Source organism: Prevotella mikamonis, from assembly GCF_055381405.1.
This window is the reverse complement of record NZ_AP035785.1, coordinates 1,502,142-1,525,473: the sequence shown is the minus strand read 5'-3', so window position 1 is coordinate 1,525,473 and position 23,332 is coordinate 1,502,142. Positions and strand designations below refer to the sequence as shown.

The window sequence follows — 23,332 nt, the reverse complement described above, 5'->3', positions numbered from 1 at the left end:
TTATGAATCCTTACATCTATTTGAGAGCGTTAAAGCACGCTGACCATACAGTATTCTGTGTTTCTGATGGTCAAAAAACTTATTATGATGCACAGTTTGGTAGATATGTCCCTTTTTCTAGTGGGCAACAGGTAAAGCGTTCTGTGCTGGAAAGTCTTACTGATGAATTGAATGTTCCGGTGGCACCAATTACATTCAATTATAACATCAATAAGAAGCAAGAGTTAGAATATAAAGAACCTTGGTCTCCTTGTGACCCCTCGTATGTTGACCAATTAATTGGAGGATGGATGAAAGCAGATGGAAAAGGACCTACGTTGAAACGCCGTAGCCCATTGTCTATTTCGGCAATGCGAGCTTTACATCCTTTGTTGGCTGGTACGAATCAGGAGAATCTAACTTTTGATCGTAGCGATAAACCAGATTATCATCCTGTTGTTGTAAGAATGTCAGATGGTAATAAAGAATTAAACGAAGAAGAGATTGAGGCATTTCTGTTTAATAATAAGCGGACTTTGCCTCGTCGCAATATAATTTTTGATAGCAAGCGTGCCAGTGGGCTCTTTGTGTCTGATATAGCCATTGACATGCGTACCTTATTCTGTGTTTCTATTAATCAGCATGAGCCAGAATTGACAAAAAATAAGATAGAGGAACTAAAAAGTCAAGGATGGATAGAAAGCGAAAACGTATTTGGCAGATGCTTGATTTTGCCAAGAGAAAAACGTGAGAAAATTATTCCTGCTTTGGCACACGCTCTCCTGAATTGGCGTATAACTTCTAATCAGGCACGTACTTTTAGTTTTATGGAAACGCTGGCAGTTGCGATAAGTGATAATGCTAATATTGTTCCAGCTGCAATTAGGGCCAAATTGGTAACTAACGGTGAGCATGCTAAAGCTACACCAATTATAGATGAAACTGTAGGTGCAAATCTTTTTGTGACTTTGCCTTGCGCTGCTTATGTGGAGACAGAGATAGAAACGGCCGACGCATTGAAGAAGGCTGAGGAGAAATTGGTAGAGATGATGTTGGCGTTTGACTACGAGCATCAAGTTTAGTGTGTTTTCTTGTAAATCCTCGAATTTCGAGGATTTACAAGAATTATCTTTTGTATTATGCAAATCACAGGTACTCATTTTAATTATTATCGGATATGCCATCGGAAATTGTGGCTGTTTGCCAATGGTATCACGATGGAACATGGGTCAGAATTGGTGCATGTCGGTAAATTAATACACGAAAGTAGTTATCCGCAACGCTCTGCCAAATATGAAGAGGTGGAAATCGATGGAATAAAGGTAGACTATTATGATGCCAAGAACAAGGTAATACATGAAATCAAGAAGTCGAACAAACTGGATGAGGCTCATGTGTGGCAGTTGAAATATTATATGTCTGTATTTGAGCGACATGGCATTGCTGGTGTGAAAGGAGTGTTGGAGTATCCTGAACTTCGCATGAAGCAAGATGTAATATTGACAGATGATGATAGAAAAGAGATAGAGAAGGTGTTAGAGCGTATATCTGCTATTATAGATAGTGAGGAATGTCCTTCGCTGTGTAAGAAGGGATATTGCAAGAACTGTAGCTATTATGAACTTTGCTTTGCCAGTGAGGAGGAATAGATATGAAAAGAAGTTTTTATTTGTTTAATCCAGGTATTATGGAGCGTAGAGATAATACGTTGAAGTTTACGCCTGTCAGTATTGATGAAGAAGGTATTGAGCACTGCCAACAGCCACGCTTTATACCGGTGGAAGATGTTTCAGAATTATATGCTTTTGGAAGTCTTCGAGCCAACAGTGCATTCTATAATTTCTTGGGTCAGAAGGACATACCTGTTCATTTCTTCGATTATTATGAGAATTACACAGGTAGTTTTATGCCACGTGACAGTCTGTTGTCGGGTAAGGCCTTGTTGGCTCAAGCTAAAGCTTATCAAAATAAAAAACGAAGAACGGATATTGCTAGAAAGTTTATTCAAGGTGCGGCCTGGAATATGATAATGAATTTAAATTATTATAATCGCCGAGGTAAAGACTTGCAATCGGTTATAGATGGTATCAATAGTTTTATGGATGCACTTGCAGAGACAAAAGATGTAGACGAAATTATGGGTATAGAGGGAAATATCCGGCGTATATATTATTCTGGATTTGATACCATCATTGATGATTTTCAGATGGAAGCACGTACTAAGCAACCACCACAGAATGAGGTGAATGCGTTGATTTCATTTGGGAATATGATGTGTTATACCGAAACACTGAAGGCTATACATCAGACACAACTTAATCCTACCATTAGTTTTCTGCATACCCCTGGCGAGCGGCGCTACTCTTTATGTCTTGATATATCAGAGATATTTAAGCCAATCGTAGTCGATCGCGTTATCTTCAAGTTACTAAATAAGCGAGCCTTGCAAGTACATCATTTTGACAAGAAACTTAATAGATGCCTATTGAACGAAAAGGGCAAGATGATATTTGTAAAGGCTATGGAAGAACGATATACTGAAACTTTCAGGCATCGCTCTCTTGGTCGCAATGTCAGTTATCGTCATCTTATCAAGTTAGAATGCTATAAGCTTATGAAAGATGTGCTGGGTATGGAAGAATATAAACCTTTCAGAATGTATTGGTAGCATATTGTCAGACAGATGTTGTTTCTTAAAAAGATAAATTATGTATGTGATTTTGGTATATGATATTGGGGAGAAGCGAGTAGCTAAGATGTTGAAACTATGTCGTCAATATCTTTACTGGATTCAAAATTCTGTTTTTGAAGGTGAGATTAGTGAAGCTAAGCTTAAAGAGTTAATTCTCAGAGCCAAAGCTATAATGAATACAGAAGAAGACAGTATTATCGTATTTATGGGTAAGATGGGAAATTACATGAATAAACAAATCATAGGGCAAGAGCGTATGTCGACTGATAATTTTCTATAAGATAGTTGTCGATGTCTTTTTCTTTGTCATTTTATAATTAAGATTAAAGGCGACTTTATTGTGAAAAATATCTTATTATCCTTGTTTATGCAGATATTGTCGATGTCTTAAGAAAAATATATTTTTGTACATCGACATGTTTTTCTTTGATTTTTTGTATTTTTGCTGTCAAGGAAGTCCTATGTATAAAGTGTCCCTGTGATTTTAAGTAATGGGATGTAATTGAACCATAGAGGTATTGAAATTTCTTCGAAATGTTTAGAATAGAATGTATATATAGATGTAATTGAACCATAGAGGTATTGAAATGAAGAATTAGCAACCACACGACCATTATTAGCAAGGATGTAATTGAACCATAGAGGTATTGAAATTAACAGAAAGCTGCTTCTTATTCAAATCCGTTTGTGATGTAATTGAACCATAGAGGTATTGAAATTTTTTCAACGACTATGGCGAGCAGACCACTCCTCGATGTAATTGAACCATAGAGGTATTGAAATGAGGAAGCCAAAGCCGCTAAAGTAACGATGACAAAGATGTAATTGAACCATAGAGGTATTGAAATCCGATATTATACCTAATCAGGAAATCACCACCGACGATGTAATTGAACCATAGAGGTATTGAAATACGTTTTATGTTCTTTTCAAGGTGGGCGATTTTCCGATGTAATTGAACCATAGAGGTATTGAAATCCGGCTACAAGGTCGGCAACTTGTCGGCGTGTAAGGATGTAATTGAACCATAGAGGTATTGAAATCAGTAATTCGATACGTCGATACAGAGCGTCTACCGATGTAATTGAACCATAGAGGTATTGAAATGCGGTTATACATTTATTTTTTTATTTCTGATGCAAGATGTAATTGAACCATAGAGGTATTGAAATCAGTGAATTAGAGGGCACGAAGAAAAAATGAAAAGATGTAATTGAACCATAGAGGTATTGAAATGACTGGATATTAGATAAAGCCATGAAAGGATTTATAGATGTAATTGAACCATAGAGGTATTGAAATTGATAATGCGCACGATACGTCCTTGGGCCGTACTGATGTAATTGAACCATAGAGGTATTGAAATACAGACCGTTTCTGACCACAAGCGACAAGCTGCTGGATGTAATTGAACCATAGAGGTATTGAAATATCGTCATACCATTACCGGTAAGAGGATCAAGGATGATGTAATTGAACCATAGAGGTATTGAAATACAGACCGTTTCTGACCACAAGCGACAAGCTGCTGGATGTAATTGAACCATAGAGGTATTGAAATATCGTCATACCATTACCGGTAAGAGGATCAAGGATGATGTAATTGAACCATAGAGGTATTGAAATGGGGCATATCGGCTGAAGGTGGAGAAATCTTTGAGATGTAATTGAACCATAGAGGTATTGAAATAGAGTATCAGCCTGTAACTTCAAAATATTAGCAGCGATGTAATTGAACCATAGAGGTATTGAAATATGATAAATGGTAGGCGCACCATCGTTGTAGAGAGATGTAATTGAACCATAGAGGTATTGAAATAAATACGGGCTGACAAAATATCTGTTTGTGTGAAAGGATGTAATTGAACCATAGAGGTATTGAAATAACAAAAATGGTAGGTATTTAACTCTTAGTAAAAGATGTAATTGAACCATAGAGGTATTGAAATAAGCTGGACTCTCAAGAATAGACTGGGACAACTGGATGTAATTGAACCATAGAGGTATTAAAGCAAATATTTGATGTGTTTCTTCTCCAATACTGGGCTGATTTTTTGATAAAATACTTTTCGTGTTTTTTTATTATTTGCAGAAACTCTTTATCTTTGTGTTATAAACTTGTATACCCATGGAAAACAAGTATATTATTCCGGAAGTTGTCTTGGTTAAGATTGAAATTGAAAACGAGATAGCTGCAAGCATCATAGTCCCTGTCACTGATAATGATGCTCCGGAGGGAGCTGTTGCAGATGGTAAAGAGTATGGATGGGGAGAAATTGATTTCTGTCTTTGGGAAAAGTAAATGCTATGGATAGCAATGTATTACTCCATGCTGTTGGTGTTGGGCGATATATCGTATACTTTTTTGTATTTATAACTCACTGCAAGGGCTTTGCAGCGTTGCTGCCTAGGCCCTGCAATATTGCTGTTCGGCCTTTGCAGTGATGCTGCGGAGGCTTTGCAGTTTTCGGACTGTTTTCTGCCGTGTCGGTCTGTGTATGTCTTATGGAGTATGGTTGGGTTGTAAGCCACTTGGAGAAGGGGGGCAGAGTGGAGGGTAGGCGGTGTGTGTTTCAATCAAATGACAATGCGGTTAAAGTCTTATTTCCCTATTTCGTGGCGACGAATGTTTCAATAACTTTGTAATGTGTAAACAAAGTTATTAAAAAAGATGGATACTGCCAGGATTCTTGTTGTCGATGACGAACAGGATATTTGTGAAATTCTGAAGTTCAATTTGGAGTGTGACGGATATGATGTCACGATGGCGAATAGTGCCGAGGAAGCACTTGCCCTGCCGATGGAGCAATTCAATTTGATACTTCTGGATGTTATGATGGGCGGGATGTCTGGTTTTGCCATGGCGCGGAAGTTGAAGCAGACTCCGCAGTGGGCAATGATTCCTATTATATTTCTTACTGCGCGTGATTCGGAAAACGATACGCTGACGGGGTTGGGCCTGGGAGCTGACGATTATATAGCCAAACCATTCTCTATCCGTGAGGTGATTCTCAGGGTGAATGCGGTGCTTCATCGGACTCAGACTGCTACGTCGCCCCGGTCTTCAAGACTCTGTTACGATTCCCTGGTGCTGGACCTGGAGAGCAAGACGGTAACGATTGCAGGGAGTGAGGTGGGATTTACAAAAACAGAATTCGAGATTCTCAGCCTCTTGCTTGAGAAGAAGGGGTTTCTCTTCAGCCGTCAGGAAATCATCAATCGGGTGTGGCCGCGAGACGTAATCGTGGTCGACCGTACGGTGGATGTGAACATGACTCGTATGAGAAAGAAACTTGGGCCGTATGCTAATCATATTATAACCAGGCAGGGATTTGGATATTATTTTATGGACTGACCCCTATATGGAAAAGCCACCAAGGCATTCTGACCTTGGTGGCTTTCTGTATAAGGTTCTTATGGGTTCTGTTGCCTGTTTAGTATGCGGTATTCTCTGGATTGAAGTTGGTCCAACCGTCAGTCCAGTTATCGTTGGAACGGAAAGCGCCTACATAGTCTACCTTGTCGAACCCGCTTGCAAGCATCTTGTCGAGGAAACTGGCAGCAGAGGGCAGAGGACTGGAAGCCTGCGGACGATATTGTGTGTCGAGCAGTAATGTGGCCGGGTCTTGTACAACCTTGTTGCCTTCTTGTTTCTCGAAGAAGGTGGCGGTGAACGACTTCTGCTTACTGTCGGTTACAGGCTTGGAATTGCTGTCGTATCCGCTGACGAGTACATTGTCGAAGAGTTTGTTGGCATCGCTGCCCGTGATGTCCATTCCTGCCAGCCAGATATTCTTCAGGTTCAGCAGTCCCTTGGTAGCAGAGCCTTGAGTGTCTCCCTTCTGATTGTCGAGCAACAGACCGATGGGGAATCCCACTGCCACGGAGTTGAAACAGTTTAATCGGGAATTGCGGCGAATCTGTATGGCCGACTGGAACTTACCCAGGGCCGAGCCGTTGTTGGGATTCATCTGTCCGCCGGTGATGTAGCTCTTGTCGTTGTTGAAAGATGGGTTGCCGTATTTGGGGCCGATGATGGTGATGTTGGAGAAGGTAGCAGTGGTCCAGGGCGACACCGTAGCTCCGTCGGCGCAGTTATCGCTTTCGAAACTGTTGCTCATGGAGTTGTCGGCTATCTTCGGGTCGCGCACGGAGAGACCGAACTGCACGTTGCCTGAATAGCCGTTGTCGGTATCGAAGTCGTCATCCCAGCCCTTGAAAGCGATGAGATACTTGCAGTTGACCGTACCACCGAACCACTCATAGGAGTCGTCGTTGCTGTGAGACACCTGAATATGGTCGAGTTTAGTACCGCTGCCTACGGAAGCCAGGGTTAGCCCGTTGATTTCCTGATCTTTCTGGAAGGGATAGCCTGCAAATTCGATGCGTACATAGCTCAGTATACCTGAGTTGTCGCTGTCTGTCTCGCCACCGTGCTTCGTGCGTGGACCTCCTTCAATCTGCATTTCCTTCTGGTTGTTTCGTGCCTTTCCGCAGAGGATGATGCCTCCCCAGTCGCCGGGTTTGCGACTGCCTGCTGCCTGTGCCGACGTGAATACTATCGGAGCTGTAGCCGTGCCTTGGGCTAGGATTTTACCTCCACGCTCGACGATGAGCGAAGCCTTGGTATTCTTGTCGCCCTTGATGACAGTTCCCGGCTCGATGGTGAGTTCTGCTCCGTTGGCTATATAGACCCATCCTTTGAGGATGTATGTACCCTTCTTGATAGTCTGCTTGCCCGTAAAAACAAACTCCTGGTCACCGTTTCCGATGTCGGTGCCGTCAGGGGCTTCCTTGCCATTGTTGAAAAGTATCTGATTGCAGGCTTTCAAACCACCGTCTTTACTCCACTGGTAAGCAGTCGTGGGCTGTTCTTTCTTGTTGTCCACTCCGTCATTTTCGCTGCTGCATGCACTCATCAGGGTGATGACAGCCATGATGCCGAGGCATCCGGTTAAAACTTTCTTGTTCATCTTTTGTTTGTTGATTTGAAGTATATGATTACTTAAAACGTGTAAGTCAGGCTAAAGCCGATGTTGCGGCCGGGACGATATTGGCGCGTCATTTCTTCTACTTGACGTATTGTTCCATCGGCGTAGGTGACGTCGGCAAACTGCTTGTAGGAAACCTTCTGTCCCAATAGGTCGCGCAGATGGCATCTCAGCTCCAGATGTTGCCCCCAGCTTTTAGATACCGTGAGGTCGATGGCGTCTCGTGGCATCTCGTAGCTGTCGGGTACTCTGGCGTTTTCTTCGTTTCCGGTTGTACCCTGGTTTCGCCCTATACCGATGATTCGCTTTCCTATCCGGTTGTAGAGTAAGGATATGTTCAGCTTGTTGGTGGGGTTGCTGTAGAAGATTCCGGTGTTGATGAGGTAGGGTGACTGTCCTTGCATGGGACGGTTTTTCTCGTGAGAACCTGTAGGGAATGAGACACGGCTCTTGATGAGAGAACCGTTGAATGACCAACTGAAATTCTTCAGGCCGATAAAGTCGAGAGTTTTCTTGATATCCAGCTCGATTCCGTAGTTGTTGGCCGAGAGGGCATTCTGGTAAGAGTAGATGAGATTAGTACCGCCGGCCACGGTATAGGTCCACTCTATGGGGTTGTCGAAGCGTTTATAGAAAGCTGCTACGGTGATTTGTTCTCCTTGGCTGGGATAGAATTCATAGCGCAGGTCGGCATTGTCGATGGTACAATTACGAAGCTCTGTATTTCCCTGGACGCTTGATGCGAGGTCGAAGTCGTAGTATACCGAGGGCGATATCTCTCTGAATTCGGGTCGGTTGACACTCCGCCCGTAGCAGAGTCGCAACTGGTGGTGTTCGTTGAATTTATATACAGCGTTGACCGACGGGAAGAAGTCGCGATTGATATAGCTGCGTTTGACAGGGCTGTCTTCCAAATCTTGTGTATTGGATGTCAGTTGCATCCGGTCGTATTCGAAGCGTATGCCGGCATAGATGTTGAGCTTGCCGAATGGGAGGGCGGCTGAGGCGAATGCAGCTCCATTGATTCCGTTACCACTGTAGTTGTTGCGTTTCTGTACCAGTTCGATGAGATAGAGCTTGTCGTCTCCGTAGTAATCTTCATTGCTGAGCAACTTTGGTAGCTCCATAATCTGAAAATCGTTGGGCAGTCGATTCGATTCGGCGTTCCAGTTATAGATGAAGTTACGGGTGGTATAGTTCCTGGTTCGGTAAGTTCCGAAGAGACCATATCGTAGGGTGGGTGACCATTTGCCGAATGCCAAATCGCGCTTGTTACTGATGTTGGCAGAGATGATATGCTCGTTGAGTGAGGTCCATTCGCGCGAGACGTCGTTGCCCGATGCGAGCATCATCTTTCCGCTCTCTAAGGCATCCGACAGAAGGTAGCGACGACGGTCGGGTAGGTGGCGATTGGCATAGGCGTAGCCAACATTCCATTCCAGAAGGTCTTTGGGCAGGGTGTGTTTTCCTGTCAGCTGAGTATTGTATGTCGTACGGCTGCGATAGTAGTATTCTGCCGAATTCTCCTGATCAGCCTGGGCACTGACTCCTTCGCGCCAAGTGTAACGGCTTGTACCGAGCTGGTTGAAAATATTCTTCCATTGGTATTTGTGATTGCCGTCTTTGGAGAGTATGGTCAGATTGGCGAGCATGCCAAGGCGTGCTTCGTGATTGTACTGGTCGTCTACCGAATGGCGGAGATAGTTGGGACGGTCGTTCTGGGCATCATAGATGCCGAACAGGTTGTTTTCCATGTTTGCATAGGTACGACTTCCGAGGGTATAGTTCATGGCTGCAATGAGTCCCATCGTTCTGTCGGCTGCCTTCCATCGGCGACTGATGGAGGCCGTGAGTTTGAGATCGCCCAGTGGGTTGGCAGTCTTCGTAGTCCAGTCGTGCTTCCCAGGCAGTGATCGTTGTCCGCTGTCAAAGCCCAGGAAATCGGTTGCCGAGCCTTTGGCATACCTGAAATTACGGAAGTGGGAAGTATCGTTCCAGTTTCCTCCCAGTGTCACCGAGACGCTGTTCTGTAGCGGTATGTCTTTGGTGTTGATGAGGATGAAACCACCGCTGTAGTCGGCTGGATATTCCGGAGCCTGAGTCTTGATGATTTCCATGTTGTCAATCTGCGAACTGGGGATAATGTCGAAGGAGAAAGCCCTGGAGTCGGCCTCTGTACTTGGCACAGCCCCGCCGTTAATCCATACGTTGTTATAACGTTGTGAGAGTCCTCTCACCATGACAAACTTATCTTCTATAATGCTTACTCCCGGTACTCGTCGGATAACTTCGCCGGCATTGGAGTCTTGTGTCTTCTTAATTTCCTGTGCCGATACGTTGGTCATGACCAGTTGGCTGCTCTTGGCGAGTTTCACCATGGCCACTTCGTTGTTTTGTTGCATAGTACCCACTACCTGAACTCCTTGGAGAACCTGCTCACTGGGTGTCAACTGAATATATAAGGTGTCTTTTGATGCTTCCGATGAAACCTTCACACCTTTGATAGAACGGTCTTGATACGCGATGTATCTTACGGAGAGTTCGTAGAGTCCGTCGGCCAGTCCGTCGAAGGTGAAGTTTCCGTCCACATCTGCTACGGTGCGGAAATTTGTGTTGACCACTTCGATGGTTGCTCCGGTCAGTGGTTCGTGTGTCTTTTGATCTGTTACTTTTCCTTTAAGTGAGCCTGCGGATGCTGCCAGTACTGAAGCCGAGAGCATTAGGATTGCTACTAAATTTCTTTTTTTCCTCATTTTCTTTTTTCGTCAATCATGTCTTTTTTCAGTGGCAAAATTAATTGGTTGGTGTTTCACCCATGCTGCTAAACTTTAAAAGAGCGGTGACGATTCGATAACAATTCTGTTACTGTCGAAACATTGTTGAGACAAACTGTTTTGGTGAAAGTCTGACAGCTGTGTGGGGGAATATGACTATATGAAATGAGAATTCCCCTGACGTCGTGGGAAAGTAAGACGTCAGGGGAACACATGGAAGGTGTATCAACCTTTTAGAAACGTGTCATAAATTCGATAACGAATTTATCTTTTTCCGAGGTTTTGGCTACGCCGTTGTGACCATAGAAGTATTTTTCGTAGTTGATGCGGATGTCGGAGAGGAAAGATTTGTCCATACTTAATGTGACTCCACCGGTGATTCGGCTTCGCTTGCAGTCGTTGACGATGAGGCTGCCTTTGCTGTCCTCTTTACCGTTGAGGTAGTGTTTTCCGTCGCTGTGGTCGCTCATATAGTCGTATCTGATGAGTGGTGATGCCTTTTTGAACAGGCCCTTTTTGAAAGGTATATCGTAAGAAACGAAACTATTGAAAGCCTTTACGGACTGAAAAGAGTGGTTGCCATAATGCTTGTAGAGGAATTCGGCTTCTGCGATGAAACCGTTACGGTGATAGGTAGCTCCGATGTCATACATGTAGATGTCTGTATGTTCGGGTTTTATCTTCTGCACACTCAGTTCCACATCCAGATCTATGGGTAGCATGGCGATGACTCTTGATGAGAAGTTGATGTTGTTGGTCCAGAAATCTTTTTGATTGGTCAATCCCGATCCATTGAAGATTCCTACACGTAATTGTACGGGGAATCCTAGTCGGAACTTGTATTCTATCTCTGCTCCCACATCTCTGATGTTGCCCACCTGCTTGGCTATGAAGCTACGGTTGGCAAAGTATTGTTCGGAAGGGGAGCGATGGGCGTCGATGGTGAAGGGAACACGTTTCTGTCCGATAGAAAATTTGAGTGCATCGGTGAGTGTAAGCCTTGTATATGCGTCTAGCATCTTGATTTTTCCTTCATCGCATAAGTCAATCTCCGCCTTGTAGTCTACCTTGCTGTTGAGTTTGCCCGATACGTTGATACGTGCTGTCCGCACTTGGAATCTCCCTTGTCCCTCTTCAGTCTGATACTCGTATTTTCCACGGATGACACCGCCCACTTTGACTTCTTTCATGGTATTGGTTTGGGCAAAAGCTCCCATGATACTTGTCATTGCGACGGTGCAGACTATAATGATTCTTTTCATTGTCATTCAGCTAATTCACGTTTCTGATTACAAAGGTAAGATAAATATGTTTCTCTTTGTTTACAGACATATAACAATGGTGTTACAATTAATAAAATCTGAAGGGTTACGTTTTCATAAAAGTAGTTGTAGCCAGCAGACTTCAAAATATTCATGATATTTTGTTCCTTTACCACTGCCGAATGAGTATCTTTGCATCACCAAGTATCAATGCAAGTCTTATGGAGAAATACAGACACATAACGGATATGGAAAATATCTTGGACAGTCACAGTCGCAAGATGCAAGAACTGAATGAACTGTTAGAATCTCTGAAAAGTAGTAAGGAAGATTACGACAGATTGATGGAGTATTATTATTCAGACCGTCGTAATCAGGATTTGGAAGACGACCGGAACGGATTGATTGATAAAAACCTGAAACGAGGAGTGCTCTCCGAGGATGCCATATACGACTTGATGTCTGATAACTATCAGTGCTGCATGAAGATGCTGGAACTGGCTGTGGACTATCTTAAGCGTGAATGACATTCTTTTTAACGGGAAATGGCTGGATAGGAACTCTACCTAACCAGCCTTTTTCCTCCTCAAATATATCCTGTACTGATTATCAATAAGTTATATTTGTATGGTGCAAAAATGCTTCTTTAATTTGAGTAGTATTGATTAGAAAAACGTTTTGAATGTTATCATCTTGTTGATTGTGAATATTTCTTTTGCTAATGATTATTTTTTAATATATGTCGAACAAACTAACTTCATCAATTTTAATTATTGGAGTAATACTATCCCTTATCTTTTTAATACAAATTTCATATTGTGGGAAATCATTTTTGTAAGCATCGTCTACCCAATCATTATTCCATAGCTCAACACCAACTTCGTTGTTCACGATTTTACATATATCCTCAGTATATGCAATAGGGTGAGGCAAATCGAAAGAAATGCGTTGCATCCAGATTTGAATTTCACCGATATTTGGAAATCTCTGAAATTTCATATAAATATCATTGATAATTTTTTCTCTCTCACTAGGCGTTTGAATCTTTTCAATAAGTGTGCTGACTATGGCCAAAGCAATCTTATACACTTTTGGGCTAAATAGGGCAATATCTGTGAAAATGGATATTAAGACATGTGTATTAGTGCTATCTGCAACTTTATTAGCTAATCTATACGCAAATGTTGTTAATAGTTTTGTAAGTGTACCGCTATTGGGATACTTCTTTGAAAACAGATGAATATAAAGAGCCTCTTGTTGAAGATTCGACATTGTGGAATATATTCTCTTCTGCGTTTTTCTATACATAGGTATTCCTGAAATATATGCTACCTTGTCTGGTTTTATAGATTCGGTTATTACCTCTTCTGTCAAATATGTCTTTTTAGCATTTAATTGGAAATTGAGTTCGGTAAGAACTTCTTGAAGACAGAAGGCGATACGTTCTATTTCCTCTTTTGAATTACAAAAAATGCGGTAATCATCCCTGTATCGTAAAATACGATAGTTATTTATACCTTCTGCATCTAATCTATCACCAAGTTGCTTATCTGCATATGCAAGTACCACTTCTGCTATAAAGTCAGACAACACACTCCCCTGTGGAATACCATTAGTTTGACCATATTGCATATACCGCATATAGTCATCTATCAAATTACCTAATAATCCATGTTTGTAACGCTCTTGTTTAGCTTCTTCCTTCCCCATCATAGCCCACGCTATGGTGTGAGTATATATCGCACCATAGCAATTTGTAATATCGGTAACAAACATATACCTATACGATAATGCCAATTCAAGACTTCTTTGTTCTATGTTGTCCCACCAAGAGCTTACCGATGCAGATAAATGCGATTTACCTGTCTTTCCTTTAATTTTTGGAATGCTCGCAACTTCTATATTAGTCACTTTCAGTGTTGTGAATCTTTCTTTTATCTCCTTCCAACTACCCTTGTTTGTCATTGCTTTGATAAGGAGGTAATATAGATAAGGATTTATCAACTGAATTGGTCTATACGAATACGGTGCATCCTTTTTTATTAATATCTTGTGATTGACATTCTCAAAAGAGGAAGGAGGACTTTTAGAATCTTTAAGAATATCTTTAAGTTCTTTTGTATCTACAACCGTTTGGACATAATCTAACACTGGTTTAAAGTTGATATAAACAGGTAATTGCATATTACAGTAATTCTCTGATTCCAAGAAATACCGTCTGGCTTTTATATGTGAAAGATCTAAAATTGTTTGCATATTCTTACTTTTGTTTTCTTCTCACATTCGTTATCTTTCCCAAATGATATTTACCTTGCCAAACAACCAGTCCGTTTCCTTTCTGTCGTGATACGCTGAAAGTGACATGGGTTATCTCTGCCATGCAACTGTCACCGAAAGGACCTACTGAAAGGCGCATAAGCTTGTAAGGGCGTGCCACAAACGGGAAATACCCGTCGTTGTATTCGTCGGGATGATAGATACGCCCCTTGACCGTATGCTTAGGGTCGCAGAGCGGCGTGCCCTGCATATCGGTGGCAAGATATTTTTGGGCTGTATAGGCATTGAATATCTCGCGGTATTCCGTTTTCTTCGTTCCTGCTACTATCTGGTTAAAGAACACCTGCTTTATACTCTACTTCAGCGTATCACTGCCTTTGTAAGTGTTGGAATCTTCTTCCTCCACGGGTATCAGGTCGTGTCCCCCTCTCTACAATAGAAACATCACTATCGTCAAAGCGAAGCCGTGGCAAACGCTCTACAATATCTACAGTCTGTAGGCTCAGGTTCATCACCGACAACAGCAGGGCGAGGATGTATCGTGGTTTACCATGCTCTTTGTACGTATCTGTCCCGCGAAGTTGTACAATCTTTCAAAGAGATAGGCATGTATCTGTTGCAAATACTTAATGTTGCAAAATCTTGGATAGTTGTGTATGCTATTGGTTAGATTTTATATCAATATATTATTATTTGCAAATATACGAAATATTCTGGTATGAGGAACTAAAAAGAGAGGAGAAAAACTCCTCTCTTTTTTAGTCCATGGGCTTAATATTCAACTCACCAACAATATTCAACATTCCTCTTCTGGCATATCTTTCTGAGTGCTGCCAGAAAATAACTGCGTTGGCTGCACCATCCTTGGTTATTACGTTCCCGCTTGACAATGTCGGCTAGTTGGTCGTCAGTGAGCTTACGCAAATAGCGATAATACTTGAATGTTTCATACTCTCCCCGTAGGATAGTTTTTGAGAAAATGTTTTTAATGTTCATAAAGATACATTTTTAAGTTAAACTTACACATCTATTTACCACCGTGACTATCTTCATGATTTGTTCGGTTGGTGCGTCTAAATGAGACGACTCTTGATGTTCTGGTTGCAAAGGTACGGAAAATATTCAGAATTCTTATAGAATCTCAACTTTCTTATTTTTTTCTTCTTTTGGTATAATGATACATACTGTCTTTTATACGCAAAACCAAAGAGCCTTGGTTGTCGTAATAACAACCAAGGCTCTTAATCATAAATATTTGTTTATCCTTATTTCACTTCCTCAAAGTCGGCATCTTGGATGTCGCTGGCATTGCCACCTTGTGATTGTTGACCACCTTGTGTACCGCCGTTGAAGCCTTGTGCAGCGTCAGGGCCGGGCTGAGCACCCTGTGTTCCCTGATACATCTGTGCGCTGGCAGCCTGCATCACTTGGTTCAGATTGTTGATGGCTGTGTCGATAGCAGCTACATCAGCATTCTTATGAGCATCGCGGAGCTGTTGCAGAGCGCTCTCGATACCAGGCTTCTGGTCGGCCGGAATCTTGTCGCCATTGTCTTTCAAGAAGTTCTCGGTGGTGAAAATCATGGAGTCTGCCTGATTCATCTTGTCCACTTTCTCGCGTTCCTTCTTGTCAGCCTCGGCATTGCTTTCAGCTTCTGCCTTCATACGGTCGATTTCCTCCTTGCTCAGGCCGCTTGATGCTTCGATGCGGATATTCTGTTCCTTGCCTGTAGCTTTGTCTTTGGCGCTTACGTTCAAGATACCGTTGGCGTCGATGTCGAATGTAACTTCAATCTGTGGGACACCGCGACGTGCAGGTGCAATACCTTCCAGATTGAACTGACCGATGCTCTTGTTCTGTGAAGCCATCGGACGTTCGCCTTGCAATACGTGGATGGTAACGGCTGTCTGATTGTCTACTGCTGTAGAGAACACCTCACTCTTCTTGGCAGGGATGGTGGTGTTGGCTTCAATCAACTTGGTCATCACGCCGCCCATTGTCTCGATACCGAGGGTCAGCGGAGTCACGTCGAGCAATACGATGTCACCCACACCGCTCTCTTTGTTCAAGATAGCACCCTGTATAGCAGCACCTACAGCTACCACTTCGTCGGGATTTACGCCCTTTGAAGGCTCTTTGCCGAAGTAGTTCTTTACCAATGTCTGTACGGCTGGGATACGGCTGGAACCACCCACAAGGATTACTTCGTCGATGTCTGAAGTCTGCAACTTAGCGTCGCGTATAGCGTTCTGGCAGGGGATGAGACAAGCCTGGATGAGTTCGTGAGCCAACTGCTCGAACTGTGCACGGGTCAGTGTCTTCACCAAGTGCTTGGGCACGCCACCTTCAGCCGAGATGTAAGGCAGGTTGATTTCGGTGGATGTAGAGCTTGATAATTCTATCTTTGCCTTTTCGGCAGCCTCTTTCAGACGCTGCATAGCCATGGGGTCTTTGGTCAAGTCGATGCCCTCGTCGGCTTTGAAACCGTCGGCCAACCACTTGATGATAACTTGGTCGAAGTCGTCGCCACCGAGGTGGGTGTCACCGTTGGTAGACAATACTTCGAATACACCGCCACCAAATTCCAGGATAGAGATATCAAACGTACCGCCACCAAGGTCGAACACGGCAATCTTCATATCCTTATTGGCCTTGTCTACACCGTAAGCGAGTGCAGCTGCGGTCGGTTCGTTAACGATACGGCGAACGTTCAGACCGGCTATCTGGCCGGCTTCCTTGGTTGCCTGACGCTGTGAGTCGGAGAAGTATGCAGGCACTGTAATTACAGCGTCGGTCACTTCCTGGCCTAAGTAGTCTTCAGCGGTCTTCTTCATCTTCTGTAACACCATGGCAGAGATTTCCTGCGGAGTATATTTACGTCCTTCGATGTCTACGCGTGGGAATCCGTTCTCGTCGACAACCTTGTAAGGCATACTGGTGGCTTCCTTGCGCGACTGGTCGTAAGTTTCGCCCATGAAACGCTTGATGGAATATACAGTGTTGGTCGGGTTGGTGATAGCCTGACGCTTAGCGGGGTCGCCCACCTTGCGCTCGCCATCTTTTACAAATCCGATAACCGAAGGCGTTGTGCGCTTGCCTTCGCTGTTTGCTATCACAACAGGTTCGTTACCTTCAAATACGGAAACGCAGCTGTTGGTTGTTCCTAAGTCGATTCCAATAATCTTTCCCATAATCTTATATATTTATTTTTGTTATTATCTAATTTTAAGCGGACACCAACGTCCGCCATCTTATTAACAAACGATGTGCCAAGTGACAGGGTGTGACAGAATGACATAGGAAGATGGTGGCGGAGGTATTTCCGTCTGCGCGAGCCATAAGCATGGGTATGCAACTGGCCTTTGATGGGATTGTTTTGCGAAACAGGCTGTTTTGGCTTACTGCAAGGGCTTGGCAGCAATGGTGCAAAGGCCTGACAGCAGTGCTGCCAAGCCTTTGCAGTAGAGCGTGTGTAATATATTGTAAATCAGAACTTTATAATTTGTAGTGTGAGGGCGGCGTTTTTGAGGGTTGACGCCGTCACTCCATGTCTTGCAGTGTACTTATTTCATGGCTTCTGTAGGATTGTTGGTCGTGATGAAGTCTACTCCTGCATCGCTCATCGCCTTGATGTCTGCCGGCTTATCTACGGTCCACACGTTGACGGTCAGTCCCAATTCGTGTGCCCTGCGTATCCATTCGGGGTGCTGACGGAGTGTGCCATAGTGGTAATCGAGACCTGTGAAGTGAAGCCGGTGCAATTCATCGGGCGAGAGTTCTCCGTTGAGATAGGCTACTTTGGCGTGCCGGTCCAATCGTATGAGTTCGCGGCATACATCTAGACTGAACGATATGTATTCTACTCTGTCGGCCAAGCCGTATCTCGCCACTTCACCCAAAGTCTTCTGTGCAGCCACTCTGTTTCGTTCGGGTGTGGCGTGTGGCTTGATTTCTATGATGAGCTTGGTGGGACTTTTACTCTTTTTGAGCATCTTGAGTAAGTCTCTCAGCTGTGGCATGCGTTCGCCGTTGTCGAGCATGAGTTGTCGGCACTCCTTGTAAGTGGCAGTCTGTAGGGTGACTCCTTTGAATACCGGGTCGTGGTTTACCATCAGCCGACCGTCGGCCGTAAGCCATATATCGGTCTCCGACCCATAGATTTGCAGGGCCAGGGCATTCTGTAGTGATGTACGGGAGTTCTGTGCTGCGCCTTCCACTTTCCAGTGGCCACGGTGCGCAATCACCTTGTGTCCGGCTAGGACTAGGGTGGGGATGGTCAGCAATGCGACTGCAATCAGGTTTCGTAGTTTTGTTTCCATTATCAGATTTTTATTGGGTATGGCTGTCGGTTAGCATCTCTTTCGGGATGACATGCCAAATATACATATTATCAGGCATATAATATATGGTGTCGATGATAAAATATGTAAATCGGAATCAGAATCATTGCGCGGTCTGTAGGGGATAAGGCAGGGTGTTATGATGCTATAACGACAAAAGCCGAACACTCTATTGAGCATTCGGCTTTTATTCTCTGTGCGCCTGATAGGACTCGAACCTACACAGCGTGAACTACTAGATCCTAAGTCTAGCGCGTCTACCAATTCCGCCACAAGCGCATTTGCGGATGCAAAGATACATATTAATATTCAGAATCTGCAATATCCTGCTGATTTATTTTGCCAACAGTCGGCGGGCATACTCGATGATGGTGTCGCGTCCGCGTGCGAAATCTGCTGCCGATAGTTGTACTCGATGGTCTGGTTCAATGCCAAACTCGGTATCTTGTTTGTCTCTGTCGTACATAGGACAGGCGCTGAACCGCACCCCCCAACCGTTGGGCATCTCGCTGGAGAAGGGCAGCCCGGCACCGCCACCGGTCTTGTCTCCCACCACTACGGCGTTGGGACAGCACTTCATGTATTTCACGAATTCATTGGCAGCACTATATACCGACCGATTCGTAAGCACCACCACGGGCTTCTGCCATCGCACACCGTTGCTCGGCATGAGTGTCTGTTCGGTCATTGGCGAGAACTGATTATGGCCCGGTCCGGTCTTGTGCTGTATGTACCCAACGGGTATCTTCTCGTTGGTAAATCGTGCCGCCAACTCCTTGGCACTCGTCATCATGCCCCCGCCATTGTTTCTTACGTCGACGATGAGTCCACGGCATGTAATCAATGCCGACAGGATGTTGTCGAGGTTTCCGCTTCCGAAGTCGTATTCGAAGGTGGGGCAGCGCACATATCCCACGTTGTCGTCGAGCATGCGATAGCTCATTCCGTTGGAAATCTTGTAATCTTTGCCCAGATAGATGGCCAGTAATGAGTCGCTGAAGTTTTTGGGATGGTCTTCGTGCCAGCTCCAGTTGCGTGCCAGGTCGAAGGCTGTATAGAGATTCACATGGCCGTCGCGCAATTCGGCCAGCATATTGGCCAACACTTCAAAGAGCTGCGTCTGCGTCATGTTGTTGTCTATCTGTGCTGCGTAACGATGGTGTACCTCGTTCCAATCCACCCTCTTGTAATCAAAAAAACAGTAGTGTTCGTCCATGATTTTCCACAGTGCTTCGAAGTTACCTTGTGGAGTCTCGGCAAATTCTTCTTCATCTATGCACGACGAAAAGCAAAACATCAGGCACAGGCATGATAACAGAAGGGATATGGCAAAGCGTGGATTCTTCATTTCTTGGCAAAGGAGAAGTGTTTGACAAAACCCACAATGAAGGCGTGGGTATAGATATGTGTCTTCAGATTGTTGACATGCGACTGCTGGAAATCGCCCAGATAACCGACACGTACAGTGGTCTTTCGGAGCTTATAGTCGAGAGTCAGCATCTGTCGCAGGGAGGGAGTGGAGACCGTTGTGGTCGGTACGACGTTGTGGTCGTAATTATCTTCCACGAAAATCTCGTAATAAGCCTGTCCGTAGGCGGGACTGAACATGAGTCCGACCAGCGGAACGGCCACCTCATAGCGCACAAAGGCAGGCCGCCCATGCAATGTAAAATGATAACCAACGACGGCCGATGGTTGCAGATGAATGTAGGCACGGGCCTGTGCCGGGTTGTTTCCGTTGCGGTTGTTATAGATGAATCCCAGGTTGGTGTCTATCATGCCGCCCAGCTTGAGGTTCAGTCTGCGGTTGGCCAGATACCAATTATAATGCCACGCATAGCCGAAGTTATACATTCCGGCAATCTCTGTTCCGTTGCCGGCCCGATTACCTGCAAACGCCACATTGCCCTGCACAGTGATTTCTCGCGACCATCTGCTGTAGTCAGGCTCGCGTACCGACTGCCACATCAGCCTGAATTCAGTACCTCGATACTTCTCCGGCGAGAGATAGGTGTCTAGTATATTGGTCGCACCTATGCTCGCCATGAAGGCGTTGCTCACCCTCATGGTGTCGCTTTGTGCCTGCATGTCGATGGCCCATAGACCATTTATCAGGCACAGCGCAACCCATCTGACCGTGCGGTACAGGCTGTTACACATCCTCATCATTAAACAAACTCAACTGTCCGGTAATCTCGTCTCTCACCTGTTGCTCGCTCTTTCCGGCGTCAGGGTCCAGGTTTTCTTCCTCATCTTCGGTGCTGTCCGCATCCTGGGTTTCCGTATCTTGCGGTTCGGGGAAGCGCAGTGGCTCTAATTCCTTGATAGCTTCCACCTGCCAGGTGGCCATGCGCTTGCCCTTGGCCTTTACTCCCTTGACGCCCACAAACTGCTCTGCGTCTATCTCAAGCGGGGCGCGTGAGCCGTCAGCACCGCCGAACACCACTTGCACGCGGGGATATACCGTATCGGTGAGCAGCACTTCTTTCGAGTCAGGATTCTCACCCAGATAAGTCTGCCTGCGCTTCGTAGCTTCCAGCATGAAACGTTTCAGGTAGGGATAGTTCTGATTGTCGGCATCGAATATCACGGCTGTCCATATCTTCTCCGGCATATATTTCTCGATGATGCGGATGTTATCTTCGTAGTGATTGTTGGCATCGAAGTCGGTAATGTAGTATTCGCCATTGTCGAGAACGACGAGAATGCTGTCGTCGTCGTTGAATTCGCCGAGGAAACGACCATGCTCATCGTAGTTGATACGGTTCACGTCGGGGTCGAACCATACCTTTCGGCCACCCAAAGTGGAGTGTCCGCGATTCTTCAGACCGATGCGATGCACTTCTTCTTTCACCAGCAGATTGCCACGCGAAGCACGTCCTTTGATTTTTACCTCAGCAAAATCTTTTTCGCGGAACAGGCGTGTACGCACTTTCTTCTCATTCGGTTCGAGTGTAATCTTGATGACTTCGGCTTCGCCGTTGGGGTTGGCAGTCATATACATGACCTTTGAGCCTGGCGTACCGGCAGTCAAATCATACTCTCGGTCGCGCGTTACGCCCATTACGTTGAATCGTTTGATGTAGTAATAGCCTTTCTTACCGTCGCGATAGACGACGTTGTAGACCGTTCGGCGGTCGTTGCGTTTGAACACTTGCAGATGGATGATGCCTTTGCCCACGAACATCTTGTCGCTCACTTTGGTGATGCGATACTTACCGTCCTTAAAGAATATGATGATGTCGTCGATGTCGGAGCAGTTGCAGACAAACTCGTCTTTCTTCAAGCCCGTACCCACGAAGCCCTCCTGGCGGTTGATGTAGAGTTTCTCGTTAGCCTCGACCACCTTGGCAGCCTCAATGGTATCGAACGAGCGAATCTCTGTCTTGCGCAGATGCTCCTTGCCATATTTCTGTTTGATGAATTCAAACCAGTTAATCGTGACATCGGTCATGTGGGCCAAGTCGTGCTCTATATCTTTGATTTCGCCTTGCATCTTGGCTATCAGCTCGTCGGCTTTGTCTTTGCTGAACTTCAGGATGCGCTGCATCTTAATCTCCATCAGTCGCATGATGTCGTCGTGTGTCACTTCGCGGATGAACGTGGGCTTGAAAGGTTCGAGCCGTTTGTCGATATGCTTCACGGCCGCATCCATGTTCTTAGCCTCCTCGAAAGCCTTGTCTTTGTAGATGCGTTCTTCGATGAAAATCTTTTCCAGCGAGGCGAAGAACAGCATGCCTAGCAGCTCGTCACGGCGAATTTGCAGTTCGCGGCGCAACAGTCCCATCGTCGAGTCTACGCTATGGCGCAGCACGTCGCTTACGGTGAGGAAGCAAGGTTTGTTGTCTTCTATCACACAGCAGTTGGGCGAGATGTTCACTTCGCAGTCGCTGAAGGCGTAAAGGGCATCTATCGTCTTGTCGGAAGAGACGCCAGGAGCCAGATGCACCTGTATCTCTACATCGGCAGCTGTGTTGTCGTCTACCTTCTTAGCCTTGATTTTGCCTTTCTCGATGGCTTTCAGTATAGAGTCGATGAGGCTGCTCGTGGTCTTGCTGAATGGTATTTCCTTGATGACGAGCGTCTTGCTGTCGAGCTTTTCTATCTTGGCTCTCACCTTCAGCACACCGCCACGCTGCCCGTCGTTGTACTTGCTCACGTCGATAGCGCCTCCAGTGGGGAAGTCGGGATAGAGCTGGAAACTCTCTCCGCGCAGATAGCTGACGGCAGCATCGCATATCTCGTTGAGGTTGTGGGGTAGCAGTTTGCTGCTCAAGCCGACGGCTATGCCCTCGGCACCTTGTGCCAACAGCAACGGAAATTTGACTGGCAGCGTGATAGGTTCCTTGTTACGCCCGTCGTAGGAGAGTTGCCACTCGGTGGTCTTCGGGTTGAAAACCACGTCGAGCGCAAACTTGGATAGGCGGGCTTCTATGTATCGCGACGCTGCGGCACGGTCGCCGGTGAGGATGTTTCCCCAGTTTCCCTGTGTGTCGATGAGCAGGTCTTTCTGTCCCATCTGCACCAGTGCGTCAGCGATAGAGGCATCCCCGTGAGGATGAAACTGCATGGTATGTCCCACGATGTTGGCCACCTTGTTGTACCGCCCGTCGTCCATGCGCTTCATAGAGTGCAGGATGCGTCGCTGTACGGGTTTCAATCCGTCTTCTATATGGGGTACGGCACGCTCCAGAATGACATAGGAAGCATAGTCGAGAAACCAGTTCTTATACATGCCACTCAGGTGGTGTACGGCAGAAGCATCAAACCTGTCGGCAGGTTTGTAGTCGTTTCCACTCTCCACCACGAGTTCTTCTTCCGAGTTCTCCGGTAGTGTGTTGTCTCTTATCTCGTCGTCCATAGAAATATGTTTTCCTTATAATTATAGCGTCAAAGTTACGAAAAAAAACTCAGAAACAAGAAAATATCAATGGCAGTAGGGATGATTTGATGGGTTTGTGGGGGTGCCGGTTGCGTCCATAGATTCCTGCGGAGTCTCCGTTGTTGCTGCTTTGCT

The 23,332-nt window shown here is 45.1% G+C and carries 18 protein-coding genes, 1 tRNA gene, 1 pseudogene, 1 CRISPR repeat array and 1 riboswitch; of the genes and pseudogenes, 7 read left to right on the top strand and 13 right to left on the bottom strand.

Annotated features, from left to right (window positions below; all coding sequences use genetic code 11):
• Positions 1–2 precede the first annotated feature (2 nt).
• The 6 genes from ACZ42L_RS06580 (at position 3) to ACZ42L_RS06555 (ending at position 6,026) form a co-directional block, all read left to right on the top strand.
• On the top strand, positions 3–1,061 hold the full coding sequence (locus tag ACZ42L_RS06580) for a CRISPR-associated protein Cas7 (protein WP_464715611.1): 1,059 nt from the start codon (positions 3–5) through the stop codon (positions 1,059–1,061).
• Between the two features lie 57 nt (positions 1,062–1,118).
• A complete protein-coding gene (gene cas4 / locus ACZ42L_RS06575) occupies positions 1,119–1,628 on the top strand; it encodes a CRISPR-associated protein Cas4 (RefSeq protein WP_464715610.1) in 510 nt (169 codons plus the stop codon).
• Positions 1,629–1,630: 2 nt separating this feature from the next.
• Positions 1,631–2,647: a type I-B CRISPR-associated endonuclease Cas1b gene (cas1b, locus tag ACZ42L_RS06570; RefSeq protein WP_464715609.1), complete on the top strand. Its 1,017-nt coding sequence runs from the start codon at positions 1,631–1,633 to the stop codon at positions 2,645–2,647.
• Between the two features lie 40 nt (positions 2,648–2,687).
• Entirely contained in the window at positions 2,688–2,951 is a 264-nt protein-coding gene (cas2, locus tag ACZ42L_RS06565; protein WP_464701565.1) for a CRISPR-associated endonuclease Cas2, read from the top strand.
• A 215-nt stretch (positions 2,952–3,166) separates the two neighbouring features.
• A CRISPR array of direct repeats spans positions 3,167–4,684; the repeat unit is 30 nt; unit sequence GATGTAATTGAACCATAGAGGTATTGAAAT.
• A 115-nt stretch (positions 4,685–4,799) separates the two neighbouring features.
• Entirely contained in the window at positions 4,800–4,973 is a 174-nt protein-coding gene (locus tag ACZ42L_RS06560; protein WP_464715608.1) for a hypothetical protein, read from the top strand.
• Positions 4,974–5,342: 369 nt separating this feature from the next.
• Positions 5,343–6,026 carry a response regulator transcription factor gene (locus ACZ42L_RS06555; RefSeq protein ID WP_464715607.1) on the top strand — a complete coding sequence of 228 codons (684 nt, stop codon included), beginning with the start codon at positions 5,343–5,345 and terminating at the stop codon, positions 6,024–6,026.
• A 79-nt stretch (positions 6,027–6,105) separates the two neighbouring features.
• On the opposite strand, the gene ACZ42L_RS06550 is transcribed toward ACZ42L_RS06555, so the two are convergent.
• From ACZ42L_RS06550 to ACZ42L_RS06540, 3 genes are all read right to left on the bottom strand, one after another.
• Entirely contained in the window at positions 6,106–7,644 is a 1,539-nt protein-coding gene (locus ACZ42L_RS06550) for a hypothetical protein (protein ID WP_464715606.1), read from the bottom strand.
• A 32-nt stretch (positions 7,645–7,676) separates the two neighbouring features.
• The gene (locus ACZ42L_RS06545) at positions 7,677–10,415 is read right to left on the bottom strand and encodes a TonB-dependent receptor (RefSeq protein WP_464715605.1); all 2,739 of its coding nucleotides are present in this window, start codon (positions 10,413–10,415) and stop codon (positions 7,677–7,679) included.
• A gap of 254 nt (positions 10,416–10,669) precedes the next feature.
• Positions 10,670–11,698 (bottom strand): porin, encoded by a 1,029-nt coding sequence (locus tag ACZ42L_RS06540; RefSeq protein ID WP_464715604.1) that lies wholly within the window; start codon positions 11,696–11,698, stop codon positions 10,670–10,672.
• A gap of 248 nt (positions 11,699–11,946) precedes the next feature.
• On the opposite strand from ACZ42L_RS06540, the gene ACZ42L_RS06535 reads away from it, so the two are divergent.
• The gene (locus tag ACZ42L_RS06535; RefSeq protein ID WP_464715603.1) at positions 11,947–12,225 is read left to right on the top strand and encodes a DUF4298 domain-containing protein; all 279 of its coding nucleotides are present in this window, start codon (positions 11,947–11,949) and stop codon (positions 12,223–12,225) included.
• Between the two features lie 205 nt (positions 12,226–12,430).
• Here ACZ42L_RS06535 and ACZ42L_RS06530 read toward each other — a convergent pair whose 3' ends face one another.
• From ACZ42L_RS06530 to ACZ42L_RS06485, 10 genes and pseudogenes are all read right to left on the bottom strand, one after another.
• Positions 12,431–13,954: an RNA-directed DNA polymerase gene (locus ACZ42L_RS06530; RefSeq protein ID WP_464715602.1), complete on the bottom strand. Its 1,524-nt coding sequence runs from the start codon at positions 13,952–13,954 to the stop codon at positions 12,431–12,433.
• A gap of 4 nt (positions 13,955–13,958) precedes the next feature.
• Positions 13,959–14,318, bottom strand: a complete 360-nt coding sequence (locus ACZ42L_RS06525; protein ID WP_464715601.1) for a hypothetical protein — start codon at positions 14,316–14,318, stop codon at positions 13,959–13,961.
• 207 nt (positions 14,319–14,525) lie between these two features.
• A pseudogene (locus ACZ42L_RS06520) lies at positions 14,526–14,609 on the bottom strand (cell filamentation protein Fic); the annotation flags it as partial.
• A gap of 149 nt (positions 14,610–14,758) precedes the next feature.
• Entirely contained in the window at positions 14,759–14,971 is a 213-nt protein-coding gene (locus tag ACZ42L_RS06515; RefSeq protein ID WP_464715600.1) for a hypothetical protein, read from the bottom strand.
• Positions 14,969–15,076, bottom strand: a riboswitch (SAM-I-IV-variant riboswitch). Its footprint overlaps the gene before it by 3 nt.
• A 164-nt stretch (positions 15,077–15,240) precedes the next feature.
• Positions 15,241–17,166: a molecular chaperone DnaK gene (gene dnaK, locus ACZ42L_RS06510; protein WP_464715599.1), complete on the bottom strand. Its 1,926-nt coding sequence runs from the start codon at positions 17,164–17,166 to the stop codon at positions 15,241–15,243.
• A gap of 372 nt (positions 17,167–17,538) precedes the next feature.
• Entirely contained in the window at positions 17,539–18,294 is a 756-nt protein-coding gene (locus tag ACZ42L_RS06505) for a glycerophosphodiester phosphodiesterase family protein (protein ID WP_464707104.1), read from the bottom strand.
• Between the two features lie 218 nt (positions 18,295–18,512).
• Positions 18,513–18,594: transfer RNA gene (locus ACZ42L_RS06500), tRNA-Leu, on the bottom strand.
• Between the two features lie 55 nt (positions 18,595–18,649).
• A complete protein-coding gene (locus ACZ42L_RS06495; RefSeq protein ID WP_464715598.1) occupies positions 18,650–19,663 on the bottom strand; it encodes a S41 family peptidase in 1,014 nt (337 codons plus the stop codon).
• The gene (locus tag ACZ42L_RS06490; RefSeq protein WP_464715597.1) at positions 19,660–20,484 is read right to left on the bottom strand and encodes a DUF3316 domain-containing protein; all 825 of its coding nucleotides are present in this window, start codon (positions 20,482–20,484) and stop codon (positions 19,660–19,662) included. The genes ACZ42L_RS06495 and ACZ42L_RS06490 overlap by 4 nt, the downstream gene beginning before the upstream one ends.
• Complete coding sequence (locus tag ACZ42L_RS06485; protein WP_464715596.1) at positions 20,468–23,176, bottom strand: DNA gyrase/topoisomerase IV subunit A; 2,709 nt, start codon at positions 23,174–23,176, stop codon at positions 20,468–20,470. Before ACZ42L_RS06485 ends, ACZ42L_RS06490 begins: the two co-directional genes overlap by 17 nt.
• Positions 23,177–23,332: the final 156 nt, after the last annotated feature.

What these genes read in the sequence shown, in the direction of transcription:
- ACZ42L_RS06550 (WP_464715606.1), bottom strand. Translation starts at nt 7,644, where the DNA reads ATGAACAAGAAAGTTTTAACCGGATGCCTCGGCATCATGGCTGTCATC.
- ACZ42L_RS06560 (WP_464715608.1), top strand. Translation starts at nt 4,800, where the DNA reads ATGGAAAACAAGTATATTATTCCGGAAGTTGTCTTGGTTAAGATTGAA.
- ACZ42L_RS06485 (WP_464715596.1), bottom strand. Translation starts at nt 23,176, where the DNA reads ATGGACGACGAGATAAGAGACAACACACTACCGGAGAACTCGGAAGAA.
- cas4 (WP_464715610.1), top strand. Translation starts at nt 1,119, where the DNA reads ATGCAAATCACAGGTACTCATTTTAATTATTATCGGATATGCCATCGG.
- ACZ42L_RS06490 (WP_464715597.1), bottom strand. Translation starts at nt 20,484, where the DNA reads ATGATGAGGATGTGTAACAGCCTGTACCGCACGGTCAGATGGGTTGCG.
- ACZ42L_RS06505 (WP_464707104.1), bottom strand. Translation starts at nt 18,294, where the DNA reads ATGGAAACAAAACTACGAAACCTGATTGCAGTCGCATTGCTGACCATC.
- dnaK (WP_464715599.1), bottom strand. Translation starts at nt 17,166, where the DNA reads ATGGGAAAGATTATTGGAATCGACTTAGGAACAACCAACAGCTGCGTT.
- cas2 (WP_464701565.1), top strand. Translation starts at nt 2,688, where the DNA reads ATGTATGTGATTTTGGTATATGATATTGGGGAGAAGCGAGTAGCTAAG.
- ACZ42L_RS06515 (WP_464715600.1), bottom strand. Translation starts at nt 14,971, where the DNA reads ATGAACATTAAAAACATTTTCTCAAAAACTATCCTACGGGGAGAGTAT.
- ACZ42L_RS06495 (WP_464715598.1), bottom strand. Translation starts at nt 19,663, where the DNA reads ATGAAGAATCCACGCTTTGCCATATCCCTTCTGTTATCATGCCTGTGC.
- cas1b (WP_464715609.1), top strand. Translation starts at nt 1,631, where the DNA reads ATGAAAAGAAGTTTTTATTTGTTTAATCCAGGTATTATGGAGCGTAGA.
- ACZ42L_RS06535 (WP_464715603.1), top strand. Translation starts at nt 11,947, where the DNA reads ATGGAAAATATCTTGGACAGTCACAGTCGCAAGATGCAAGAACTGAAT.
- ACZ42L_RS06580 (WP_464715611.1), top strand. Translation starts at nt 3, where the DNA reads ATGAATCCTTACATCTATTTGAGAGCGTTAAAGCACGCTGACCATACA.
- ACZ42L_RS06545 (WP_464715605.1), bottom strand. Translation starts at nt 10,415, where the DNA reads ATGAGGAAAAAAAGAAATTTAGTAGCAATCCTAATGCTCTCGGCTTCA.
- ACZ42L_RS06540 (WP_464715604.1), bottom strand. Translation starts at nt 11,698, where the DNA reads ATGAAAAGAATCATTATAGTCTGCACCGTCGCAATGACAAGTATCATG.
- ACZ42L_RS06530 (WP_464715602.1), bottom strand. Translation starts at nt 13,954, where the DNA reads ATGCAAACAATTTTAGATCTTTCACATATAAAAGCCAGACGGTATTTC.
- ACZ42L_RS06555 (WP_464715607.1), top strand. Translation starts at nt 5,343, where the DNA reads ATGGATACTGCCAGGATTCTTGTTGTCGATGACGAACAGGATATTTGT.